The following is an 11,656-nucleotide window of genomic DNA, read 5'->3' as shown; positions in this document are numbered from 1 at the left end:
AAGAATACTTGTAATGATGATTTTTTTTGTCATTAAAGGAGTGACAGCTTGATGCGGAAATCTCATGGCGGGCAGTATATAAAAAAAGAGCAAAAAGACTTGCTCAAATTTATAAAAGATTTGCAACGGTATAGCCTAAATACAGCTCTGAAAATTCTTCCGGTTTTTCTGATTCATAATAGTCCTTATAAAGCATATTAAAGTAGCTGTTAAACTCGTTTTTGGCAGAGGCTGTTTCGGTATATTTCAGTTCTTCCTTAAAGTCTTGCATAAGAAGTGACATGTCTTCTCTGATTTTGTCGTTGTCTTTACCGGTTTTTTCTTGCAGTGCCATAATATGCAGCATCTTTAGGAATATTGTAGCAACATTGTTTGCATTTGAGTCGTTTATAAGCGGTTTTACGCAGGCTTTGGCGTAGGTTTTTATCAGGTTAACTTTGATAGTTTCCTGCAAGATGCTTTCGTTTTTTTGCCGCTGTTTTATGCTGAGTGTAGGACTATAGCAGTTTTGATATTCCTGAGTGTTTATATACAATTTTTTAATTGTTTTTCCAAGATATTCATAAAAATCAAGCCGGGTGTAGGGTGTTTTCTTTTTGAGAGAGGGAAGAATTTCTTTTCGCACAAACAGCTGTATGTTTTCGCTTATTGCTTTGATAAACAATATTCGCTGTGTTTCGGTTTCTTGTGTCAGAACTTGATTGCGGTGAACCTCTTCATTTTGATGTGCCTGCCGCGCCTGCTCACGCACACGCGCCAGCTCGTTTGTAACAGGTCTGAATTCGTTTTTCTCAAGAGCAGTAAAGAAATATAAGTAACCCATGGGAAAGAGGTGCTTTATCCGGTTTTTATAAAGGGTATAGCGCTCTTTGTTATATCCGCCAAACGGTTTCATTTCTGACACCACTCTATAAAGCTGTTCAAGCGCCAGCTTAAACTGTTCTTCATTTTCGCGGTTACGGTTGGGCCAAAAGTCGGGATAATTTTGAAGATCATAATATTCATGCTCAAAACTGTCGTGATCATATGTAAATTCGTGGTTTTTGCAAGAGATTATTTTTATTATACGCTTATTTTTTTTATTTCGATAAATCGCACCGATAGGTCTTCTTATACTAGAGCGGTTTGAAATTTCTAATGGTTCGGGTATGACGAGGTAGGCAAGAACGTAACCTATGCCGTGTTTTTTTAGCACAGGCGGGCATATAATTATTTTTTTGCTGGGGCTTAGTTCTGCAAAATGCTTAGCAAAAGTACTTTCCATGTGCAGAATGTCGCTGTATTTATACATAGTGTACATTTTCTCGCCCTCCTTTTGTGAATAGTTAATTTTAGCACAAATTTTAAGTTCTGTAAAGCCCCAAGGTGCCAAAACCTTAACCTAAACCAAACTTTGAGCATATCTTAATTACGAAGCAGTTTTTTGAGTTTGAAAAAGGGGTGAGATATGTGCGGTATAATAGGCGTTCTGTCACAGGAGGGCGTTCAGAAAAAGATACTTAAGGGTCTGCGGCTGCTTGATTACCGCGGATATGACTCTGCAGGTATAGCAGTGCTGAGCGGGGGCAGAATTGTTGTAAATAAACATATAGGTACCATAGATAAGCTTGAAGGCTCTATTAAGGACTTTGTTTGTTCGGGCTGTGGGATAGGTCACACAAGATGGGCTACGCACGGAGCTCCTAGTGTGCGCAATTGTCATCCGCATTTGTCTTGTGACAAAAGCTGGGCGGTTGTGCATAATGGAATTATTGAGAACTATCAGGAGCTAAAAAAACACTTGAAAAAGCAGGGCATAACTCTTAATTCAAACACTGACAGTGAGGTTATTCCAAATCTTTTACAGCTGAAAAAAGAGGTTAGTATAGGGACTCTTATAGAGGTTTGCACCAAACTTAAGGGGTCATATGCGCTTGCGTGCATAAATAAAGAACATCCGGATGAGCTATTTTTAGCCAAGCTTAACAGCCCGCTGTTTGTGGCTGTGTGCGGCGGTGATATTTTAGTCAGCAGCGACACAACTCCGTTTATGGGTAAAACTACGGGCTTTTATCACATGCATAACGGTGAGTTTGCTCATGTTAGGGGTGAAAATATCACTTTTTATAACCGGAACGGCAAAATAATCTTTAAGGAAATTAAGCCGCTTGAAGTCATAGACAAGAGTGCCGATAAAGATAAATATTCACACTTTATGATAAAAGAGATTTTTGAGGTTCCGCATTTACTTAAGGTTGTGGCAAGATTTTATTTGAGCAACAAGGAACTGATATATGACTTTAAGAATCTTTTTGAAAAGGCTCAGAATATTTTTCTTATTGGGTGCGGAACGGCCTATCACGCGGGCTTAATGGCCGAACAGTACTTTAAAAAATATACTGATAAAAATATCTATACTGCTGTGGCGAGCGAGTTTGTTTATAGTAACACTAAGATAAATAAGGGTGATGTTTGCATATTTATCAGCCAGAGCGGTGAGACGGCAGACACTATAGCGGTGCAGGGTGTATGTCAGCAGCGCGGCGGTGTTTGTGTGGCGCTTACAAACAATCTCAACAGTCATTTGGCCTATCTGTGTGATTATGTTTGGCCGGTTCTGGCGGGAGCGGAAATTGCGGTAGCCTCAACCAAGGCATATAGCTGCCAATGTATGGCGTTGATGATACTCAGTTTGCTTGCGGGCGGAAAGAGTATAACTATGCCACAGGTATCTAAGCTTGCCATTCAGCTTCAGAATATAAATATTTTAGAATTAAAAACGCTGGTTAAGACAATAAACAAGGCGGGCACAATATTTTTTGTGGGGAGAGGCCTTGACTTTGTAACGGCATTGGAAGGCGCTCTTAAGCTTAAGGAGATAAGTTACATAAATTGCTGGGGCATAAGCAGCGGCGAACTTAAACATGGTACGCTTGCGCTGGTTGACAGTAATTCGGTGGTTTTTAATATAATCACTCAAAAAGAGACTAAGCAAAAAAGTATCAATGCGATATATGAGCTTAAGGCGCGGGGTGCTAAGGTTGTTGTAATAAGCCATTTTGAGGATATACGTCAGATTTGTGGAGTTGGGGACGTATTTATAAAACTTCAGCCCGTAAACCAAATATTTTATCCGCTTTTGAGTATTGCACCTCTTCAGTTGTTGTCATACTTTGTGTCGGTGAGCAAGGGGATTAATCCCGACAAACCCCGTAATTTGGCTAAGTCGGTTACGGTAGAATAAAGGAAGATGTCCATAGATTTTTTTCGAAATTTAGTTGTTTGGCAAAAGCGTCAGGCGTTTTGCTGCAAATCTGCCGTTTCTATTGACAAAACCGCTGCAAAATTATATAATCCTAAGACTAGGAGAAAAATAATGGAAAACCAAGTTAATGTAGGCAGTGAGATTGAAGTAAGAACGACAAAAATAAAGGAACTCAAGGAGCAGGGCATAAACCCTTATGCCCCAAAGTTTGAACCGACTGTGTCAATAAAAGAAGCACGTGAGAGTGAGGACGGCAAAAAAGTGAAAGTAGCCGGACGTATTGTTTCGCGCAGAATTATGGGTAAGCTCAGCTTTATGCAAATTCAGGATGTTTTTGCAAAAGTTCAGATAAGCGTGGGCAGAAATGAAATCAGCGAGCAGGATTTTGATTTCTATAAAAAAATGATAGACATTGGTGACCATATCGGCATTGAAGGTGAAGTTTATACCACTCACACCGGTGAAAAGACAGTACGTGCACTGAAATTTCAGTTGCTTTCAAAGGCTATGCGGCCTTTGCCTGAAAAATTCCATGGGCTGACCGATTCTGACATACGTTACCGTCAAAGATATCTTGACCTTATAAGCAACGAAAACACACGTAAGGTGCTGCTAGGGCGCACCAGATTTTTGTCTTATCTTCGAAGATTTTTGACAGATGAAAACTTTATTGAGGTGGAGACTCCAATTTTACAAAGTGCTGTTTGTGGCGCTGCTGCAAAGCCGTTTTATACTAAGCATAACGCTCTTGACAAGGTTTGCAATCTCCGTATCGCGCCTGAGGTATATTTAAAGCAAGTAATTGCGGGCGGCTTTAACCGCGTGTTTGAGGTAGCAAAGGTGTTCAGAAACGAGGGTATGGACACTCAGCACCTGCAGGAATTTACTATGTGTGAGTGGTACGCGGCTTACTTCAATTTTGAAGACAACATTGAACTGTTTACAAGATTTGTTCAGGGCTTTATTAAAGAAGAGTTTGGTGATCTTAAGATACCTTATCATGGGCAGATTTTGGATTTCAGCGGTAAAAAAATCAGAAAAATAGACTATACCGCCGAAGTAAACAAAACTTGCGGATTTGATGTATTAGAAGTCAGTTCCCGCGACGAATTGGTTAAGAAGCTCATAGCAAACAAGGTTCTGGATAAGTCTGAGTTTGTTCCTATTAAAACAATGGGCGGAGTTATTGACCTTGTTTACAAGCGTAAAATCAGACCGTCAATCTTTCAGCCGGCGTTTTTGTATAACTATCCTACCTGTCTTGTGCCGCTGGCGCGTGAAAACGATGAAGACCACAGACGTATTGAAATGTTTCAGTTTCTGGTTGACGGAATTGAACTCTGCAAGGCTTATAGCGAGCTTGTAGACCCTGTTTTGCAGCGCGAGAAGCTTGAAGACCAGGCAAAGCATAGGGCAGAGGGTGATGATGAGGCGCAGGACCTTGACGAGGACTTTTTGCTTGCTATGGAACACGGTATGCCCCCTATAAGCGGCCTTGGCATAGGTATTGACCGCTTTGTTCAGGTGGTTTATGACCAGGAAAGTATTCGCGATACTGTATTATTCCCATTGATGAAGTAAAGGAAAACTAATCGGATTTGAGGTAAAAGCAAATCCGATTTTTCTTTTAAATCGTTGGTTATTATAGTTGGAAAGTGATATAATTTGAATGGGAGAAAAAGATATGAATGTCAGAATTCAGATTGCCGGCATCAGAACGCTTGAGGATGCGATGGAGTGTGTCAAAAACGGGGTTGATTCTATAGGCCTTTTGGTGGGGCAGTCGCACACAAGCAAGGATTTTATCTCCAAGCAAACCGCTCGTGATATAGTAACGGCCCTGCCGCCCTATCAAGTTTCAACACTTATAACTCATGTTGAAAAGGCAGACGAAATTGTTAATCTGGTTAGGTTTATCGGTGTCGGCTGTGTGCAGCTGCACAGTTATATTAAGGAAAGCGAGGTTCAAAAAATACGTAAGACCTTGCCAAATACAAAGATTATAAGACTCATACATGTGCAGGGGGGGGGGTATACTGATTACTCACAGATGAAGCTGGCTGATGCATATTTTACGGATAGCATCAACACTGAAACAGGTCAGGTCGGAGGAACGGGACTTGTGCATGATTTTGAGCAGGATAAGAAAATAAGAGAAACTATAATCAAGCCGCTGATAATTGCGGGCGGGCTTAACTCAAAGAATGTAGCAGAGATTATAAAACTGGTAAAGCCTTATGGAGTGGATACAAACTCCGGCTGCAAAGGAAAAAACGGCAGAATGGATTATAAACGCCTTAAAGAATTTTGCGACGCTGTGAGAAGTGTAAGGTAAAAACTGTAAAAACAATGGACAAATTATTAAAAAAGTTTTAAACTAGAGGTGTTTTAGACAATATTATATATTAGGAGAAAAAGATTATGAAATTTTTTATTGATTCAGCCAACGTTGAAGAGGTTAAGAAGGCAAACGACATGGGCGTGATATGCGGTGTTACAACCAATCCGTCGCTTATAGCTAAAGAGGGCAGGGATTTTGTGCAAGTAGTAAAAGAAATTGCAAGCATAGTAGACGGCCCTATAAGCGGAGAGGTTAAGGCTACTACTGTTGCGGCCGAAGATATGATAAAAGAAGCCTGCGTTATTGCCAAAATCCACCCAAACATGGTGGTAAAAATCCCTATGACGGTAGAAGGGCTTAAGGCGGTGAAGGTGCTTTCGAAAGAAGGTATTAAAACAAATGTTACGCTGATTTTTTCGGCCAATCAGGCACTGCTTGCGGCACGTGCAGGGGCCACCTATGTTTCGCCGTTTTTAGGCAGACTCGATGATATTTCTACGCCCGGCATAGAGCTTATCAGAACAATTGCTGAGATATTTCAAGTACATGACCTTGACTGTGAGATAATTTCTGCCAGCATCCGAAATCCTATTCACATAACAGACTGCGCTTTGGCAGGTTCTCATATCGCAACTATTCCGTATTCTGTTTTGGAACAATGCACAAAGCATCCGCTAACTGACATAGGCATAGAGAAATTTAAGGTTGACTACCAGAAGGTGTTTGGAAAGTAAGCCTCAACCTCCCTCTTATTTGATTTATTAAAAAAGAGCCTGACACTGTGCTCAGGCTCTTCTTTATATAAATTAATAGTTGTTTAAGAGATAAAAATTTGTAAAAAATTATTGACAAACGCCCTGCAATTTGGTATCATGACCATACTTCCATATATTCCTCGATAGCTCAATGGTAGAGCACCCGGCTGTTAACCGGTAGGTTGTAGGTTCGAGTCCTACTCGGGGAGCCAAGCGGATTATCCCTAATGCAAAGCATTGGGGATTTTTTGACTTTAGTTGAAGGAAATGATATTATATGGATAGGAGAAAATTATGGATAAGCTGCTATTTTCAAAAATTAACAGTTATATAGATACTAATTTTGAAAGCCAAGCGATTTTGTTTGAAATGGCTAAGTGTTACAGTTGTGCAGAAGATGAATATAAGCCTTTATACAGCAAACAAGAGGAAAAAAGCATATCTTTTAAAAGAGCATGCGCTAAAGAAGTTTATGACTATGAAAGAATCCCGATTGTGCTTGAAGATACTTTCAGTCAAAAGCTGCTTAGCCTTATTGATAAAGCAGGGCTTTCTGACCCTGATGTTTATAAACGTGCAGGTATTGACCGCAAGCTGTTTTCTAAGATACGCAGCAATAAGGATTATAAACCCAGCAAAAGCACAGCCATTGCACTTGCCTTAGGTTTAAAGCTTGGACTTGATGATACGTTGGATTTGTTGAAGTCGGCAGGCTTTGCCTTGAGCAGCAGCAGTAAGTTTGACCTTATTATTAAATATTTTATTGAGCATAAGATGTTTGATATTTTTCAGATAAATGAAGCCTTGCACGAATTTGGTGAGCCTGTTTTAAGTTTTTAAATGTCGCCTTATAGGCGACCTTTTATTTTCTTAGAAATGGTATTCTTTTGTGTATTCAAAAGGAGGATACTATTATGCAAAGAAAAATTAAAATTGAAACGGAAAAAGAAAAAAGGGTGTCTGCAAAAAACAAGGCAGGGTACACAGAGTTGGTATTTATTCTGGACAGAAGCGGTTCGATGGCGGGACTTGAAACTGATACGATAGGCGGTTATAATAACCTGTTGAAAGAGCAGCGTTCAGGTAGCGGCGAGGTTAAGGTTACAACTGTGTTGTTTGATGATAAGTATGAGCTTCTGCACCAAAGTGAAAGTATTAATAGTGTTAAACCGATAACAAAAAAGGAGTATTTTGCCCGAGGGAGCACAGCTCTTCTTGATGCTGTAGGCAGAACTATTGTTGATAAGCGTACTGCCGTTGACCTAGCAGAAACAAAACCGAAAAAAGTGTTGTTTGTTATTATTACAGACGGATTTGAAAACGCCAGCCGTGAGTATAATATAATAAAAGTGAAAGAACTTATTGAAGCTCAAAAGAAATGCGGAAATTGGGAGTTTATGTTTCTTGGTGCAAACATTGATGCTGTTGCTACAGCAAAAACTTATGGCATAGACGAAAACTGTGCAGTGTGTTATGAGTGCGACAGCCAAGGGCTCAAAACCAGCTATAAAGCAATGTCGAAAGCAATCAGGTGTTATGCAGAAGAAGGAAAGATTAAAGAAAGCTGGCAGGAAGAAATTATGGCAGATTATGAAAACAGAAAGAAATAACAAAAAACCGCAAGCGCGGTTAATTGTATTTGATTTTAATATTGCGGATGTTTTGTTTGAAACGAAGGGTGTTGAATGTGAAAGCTGCCCAAACAACTGTGAAATTGTATGCGTGTTTAAAAATAAACAGTTGATTGATATGTGGGGCAATAAATGCGACAGGGGTGCTGCTGCAGTAAGTCAAATGGCAAACAAAGACTAACGAATAGACTAATAAAATAAAAAAATGCCGCCAACGCGGTATTTTTCTTTTGTAAAATCAAATAAATCTAAAAATACTATTCCTCAATTTTGACAGCAGAAAAATTAATTATTTCCCATTTTGTATTTTTATGTATTCCGCCGCCATCGCCAAATTGGATAGTGATAGATAGAGTGCAGGTTCCATTTGGTTCAAGTATTTGAGCTGTCGCATAGCCTAAATCCGTGAAAGCAGTATTGTCGGGGAAATGATTATAGGATAGGCGTGCAGTAGCCGTTGTTTCATATTTGTCAGCGGTGGGGTTTTTAACAACAACGGTTACGACAGCATGTTTTTCAAAATATTGGATACTCTTGTTTTCAATGTAAGGGGATGTGTAGGTTGGGCTTTGTTTACATGCAGAAAGTGATAGCATTAAAAATGCAACCATGATAACGGAAAGTGATGCAACAAATAATTTTCTTTTCATAGTGTTACTCCTTTTTTATGCCCGTCTTAATGTATGTGTTATTTTGGAGCTGTTACCGGGATTCGAACCCGGGACCTCCGCCTTACCAAGGCGGTGCTCTACCAACTGAGCCATAACAGCGCGTCTCCACCTGCACTTATAGCAAATTGCTGATGCAATTTTGCTGTTTACGTTTGGCGGTTACTTTTTCCCACAATCATTTCATGATTGCAGGAACCTTTTTGTTTTTGACAGTATCAGTAGCATATCAAAAATATGGTCAAAAGTCAATGAAAATATAAAAATAATAACTCATAAGATAAACACTGCCGGCATAGACATATAACATGAAAAAGATTTTTGGTGTTGCGGGTGTGTTGACCATTGTGGGATTTATTGTAGTGCTTATGGCAGCATGCAGCTCGAGCTTTGGCACTATTGCCGAGCGGGGAATCAGCGAGTATCGCAAAAACTTGTTTGTGGCTATAAACGATGATTTGGGCGTGTCTTTTGTGAGCGGCAAGCGCGAGAACCCCTATAAATATGATGGAAAGTGTAAGGAATTAGTGGAATTTGGTGTGCTTACAGTAAAATTCCATGAACCATTTGTGGGAGTTAATCCAAGTTTCACGCTTTATATCGACAGCTTTCAGTATAACGGGCAGCTGGATTTTAACCCATTTGACGGCACATATGTTGCAGATATCGAAAAAGAGTTTAGCGATGACATAGACATAAGTTTGAGACTTCACGCAGGAGGGGAGGACTATGATATGGCTCTGAGCTGTGTTTCAAAGGATTTTGGGATAGATTATAAGCAGGCGTTTAATGTGGCAATTCATGCTATGCAGACCTATATTGAGCCGCATATAAAGAGCGGAGTGCTTGAAGGTGAAATTTTCATTAAGTTTGTAGGTGACAACACTATGCAGCTTGATACGATATATTATTATGTGTATTTCGTGCCCAAAGAGGGTGACAGTGCGGCGTGTCTGATAGATATTGAAGGCAATATAATTGAAGCAGGGTAAATGGCCCTGCTTTTCTTTTTTGCCGCTTTGCTTTTTGTGAAAGAGAATAAGGTTTTGTGCTTTCTATTTATTTGACAAAAGCTTTTAAATTTAATATAATAATATTATCCATAACGAGCGTGTGAGGGATAAGCCCCTGCGACCACGCACCAACCTAAAGGATGTATTTTGTTTGTCTGATGCATGGAAAGGTGGTAAAGGCTTAACGATGGGTAGTATTTGATAGTGAAAATCAAAAGCTCGTCGTTGTGACGGGCTTTTTTGAGGATACAAAGGAGAATGATATGAAAATCTTGACAAGCGAAAGCGTGAATATCGGGCATCCCGACAAAACCTGCGACACTATTGCAGACAGTTTTTTGGACGAGGCCTTACGTCAGGACCCCAATGCTCAGATGGCGGTGGAGTGTGCCATAAAGGACGATTTGCTCATGATTTATGGGGAGGCCACCACAACAGCCGATATTGATTATGACAAGATTGCGGCTGCAGTTCTTCGGGAAATCGGTTATAAAAATGAGTTCCGCATAATTAAACAGATAAGCCGGCAGAGCCCTGACATCAATCAGGCGGTGGTAAAAAAAGAGCTTTGTGCTGGGGATCAGGGAATTATGTACGGTTATGCTACAAACGAGACAAAAGAGTATATGCCGCTACCCATTATTCTTGCTCACAAGCTGATGAAAAGATATGAACAGTTCCGAAGAAAACGCGCGGACTTTTTTGCGGATGCTAAAAGTCAGGTAAGCGTGGAGTATGACGACAGCGACAGACCGCGACGTATTCACACTGTTTTGGTGTCAGTTAGCCACAGTGATATTCTTAGCTTGTCACAGGTGCAGGAAAGCATAATCAGCGGCGTAATTACACCTGTTTTGAAGGAATATAAAACTCTTGTTGATAAACATGTTAAATTTATTATCAACCCTAGCGGAAAGTTTACTGTTTGGGGAAGCTTTAGTGACAGCGGCTGTGTGGGGCGCAAGATTGTAGTTGACACCTACGGCGGCATAGGCCGCGTTGGCGGGGGATGCTTCAGTAGCAAAAATGCTACCAAGGTTGACCGTAGCGGAACATATTATGCGCGTTTTGTTGCCAAAAACATTGTAGCGCGTGGGCTTGCTGACAAGTGTGAAATTCAGGTGTCATACGGCATCGGTATGGCCGAGCCCATTTCAATCAATATTGAAACCTTTGGCACCAATCACAAGTCTATTGGTGAAATTGAGGAGTTTGTAAAAAGAAATTTCAGTTTTAGACCGGGTGATATAATAAAAGAGTTGAACCTGTTAAAGCCGCAGTATAAGCAAACGGCTTGCTTTGGGCACTTTGGCAGAGACGAATTTGCGTGGGAGAAAATAAAAAAAATACGGTAAATGTTTTAAATTGTTCATTTTAAAAATTTTACAGCGTCGTGCAAGCGGTAAAAGTGTAAAATTTTTATGCTCTCACAATTTAAAACATTTACCTAAAACCAAAAGGAAAGGTGGGAGGTTAAAGCAAAACTCAAACTGTTTGTCGTTACAAAGCGTTTGTTTTAAAAATTTTACAACATCATATTAGAAGGGGAAAAATATGGAACAGAAAACAGAGAAACAGATTATGGATGTGATAAAGAAGTCAAAGACATCTTTTCTGGCTACCGTTGACGAGCAGGGCTTTCCTAATGTGAGAGCTATGCTGACACCGCGCAAAATTGTGAGTAAGAAAGAGTTTTGGTTTACGACCAATACCTCATCAAACAAGGTGAAACAGATAGGCAAAAATAGCAAAGCCTGCGTGTATTTTTTTGACAAAAAATTTATGTATCACGGTGTGATGCTGCTGGGTGTGGCTGAGGTTTGCACCGACCAAGAGAGCCGAAAAGAGATTTGGAAATTTGGTGACACAATGTATTATAAAGAGGGCGTAAACGACCCTGATTATGCGGTTATAAAATTTAGAGCTCAAAAGATAAAATATTATCACGCTTTTAAGCAGGAAGAGTTTGAGATATAAAGGCAATTTAATGTTGCCTTTTTGGGC

General features: G+C 40.0%; 12 protein-coding genes and 2 tRNA genes. 11 read left to right on the top strand and 3 right to left on the bottom strand.

Going from position 1 to position 11,656, the window contains the following annotated elements:
• Nucleotides 1–109: 109 nt before the first annotated feature.
• On the bottom strand, nt 110–1,300 hold the full coding sequence (locus LBN07_03855) for a hypothetical protein (GenBank protein ID MDR0850586.1): 1,191 nt from the start codon (nt 1,298–1,300) through the stop codon (nt 110–112).
• Between the two features lie 147 nt (nt 1,301–1,447).
• On the opposite strand from LBN07_03855, the gene glmS reads away from it, so the two are divergent.
• The 8 genes from glmS to LBN07_03815 all read left to right on the top strand — a co-directional run bounded on the left by glmS (nt 1,448) and on the right by LBN07_03815 (nt 8,152).
• Complete coding sequence (glmS, locus tag LBN07_03850) at nt 1,448–3,223, top strand: glutamine--fructose-6-phosphate transaminase (isomerizing) (GenBank protein ID MDR0850585.1); 1,776 nt, start codon at nt 1,448–1,450, stop codon at nt 3,221–3,223.
• 132 nt (nt 3,224–3,355) lie between these two features.
• Nucleotides 3,356–4,825, top strand: a complete 1,470-nt coding sequence (lysS, locus tag LBN07_03845) for a lysine--tRNA ligase (protein MDR0850584.1) — start codon at nt 3,356–3,358, stop codon at nt 4,823–4,825.
• Nucleotides 4,826–4,928: 103 nt separating this feature from the next.
• Entirely contained in the window at nt 4,929–5,579 is a 651-nt protein-coding gene (locus LBN07_03840) for a phosphoribosylanthranilate isomerase (GenBank protein ID MDR0850583.1), read from the top strand.
• An 86-nt stretch (nt 5,580–5,665) separates the two neighbouring features.
• Nucleotides 5,666–6,319 carry a fructose-6-phosphate aldolase gene (gene fsa / locus LBN07_03835; protein MDR0850582.1) on the top strand — a complete coding sequence of 218 codons (654 nt, stop codon included), beginning with the start codon at nt 5,666–5,668 and terminating at the stop codon, nt 6,317–6,319.
• Nucleotides 6,320–6,477: 158 nt separating this feature from the next.
• A tRNA-Asn gene (locus LBN07_03830) sits at nt 6,478–6,552 on the top strand.
• An 82-nt stretch (nt 6,553–6,634) separates the two neighbouring features.
• Nucleotides 6,635–7,180 carry a hypothetical protein gene (locus LBN07_03825; GenBank protein ID MDR0850581.1) on the top strand — a complete coding sequence of 182 codons (546 nt, stop codon included), beginning with the start codon at nt 6,635–6,637 and terminating at the stop codon, nt 7,178–7,180.
• A gap of 74 nt (nt 7,181–7,254) precedes the next feature.
• Nucleotides 7,255–7,950 carry a VWA domain-containing protein gene (locus tag LBN07_03820; GenBank protein MDR0850580.1) on the top strand — a complete coding sequence of 232 codons (696 nt, stop codon included), beginning with the start codon at nt 7,255–7,257 and terminating at the stop codon, nt 7,948–7,950.
• Nucleotides 7,931–8,152, top strand: coding sequence for a hypothetical protein (locus tag LBN07_03815; GenBank protein ID MDR0850579.1), 222 nt, complete (start codon nt 7,931–7,933; stop codon nt 8,150–8,152). The genes LBN07_03820 and LBN07_03815 overlap by 20 nt, the downstream gene beginning before the upstream one ends.
• Before the next feature lie 76 nt (nt 8,153–8,228).
• Here LBN07_03815 and LBN07_03810 read toward each other — a convergent pair whose 3' ends face one another.
• Together LBN07_03810 and LBN07_03805 are read right to left on the bottom strand one after the other, a co-directional pair.
• Nucleotides 8,229–8,621 (bottom strand): hypothetical protein, encoded by a 393-nt coding sequence (locus LBN07_03810; protein MDR0850578.1) that lies wholly within the window; start codon nt 8,619–8,621, stop codon nt 8,229–8,231.
• Between the two features lie 44 nt (nt 8,622–8,665).
• Nucleotides 8,666–8,741 (bottom strand) — tRNA-Thr (locus LBN07_03805).
• 206 nt (nt 8,742–8,947) lie between these two features.
• Between LBN07_03805 and LBN07_03800 the strand changes: the two genes are divergently transcribed.
• From LBN07_03800 to LBN07_03790, 3 genes are all read left to right on the top strand, one after another.
• Nucleotides 8,948–9,631, top strand: a complete 684-nt coding sequence (locus LBN07_03800) for a hypothetical protein (GenBank protein ID MDR0850577.1) — start codon at nt 8,948–8,950, stop codon at nt 9,629–9,631.
• A gap of 284 nt (nt 9,632–9,915) precedes the next feature.
• Nucleotides 9,916–11,007, top strand: coding sequence for a methionine adenosyltransferase (metK, locus tag LBN07_03795; GenBank protein ID MDR0850576.1), 1,092 nt, complete (start codon nt 9,916–9,918; stop codon nt 11,005–11,007).
• Between the two features lie 199 nt (nt 11,008–11,206).
• Nucleotides 11,207–11,629 (top strand): pyridoxamine 5'-phosphate oxidase family protein, encoded by a 423-nt coding sequence (locus LBN07_03790; protein MDR0850575.1) that lies wholly within the window; start codon nt 11,207–11,209, stop codon nt 11,627–11,629.
• Nucleotides 11,630–11,656 lie beyond the last annotated feature (27 nt).

This window comes from Christensenellaceae bacterium (genome assembly GCA_031260975.1).
In the GTDB taxonomy this organism is placed as follows: Bacteria; Bacillota; Clostridia; order Christensenellales; family UBA1242; genus JAISKJ01.
This window is presented reverse-complemented; position numbering and strand designations above follow the sequence as displayed.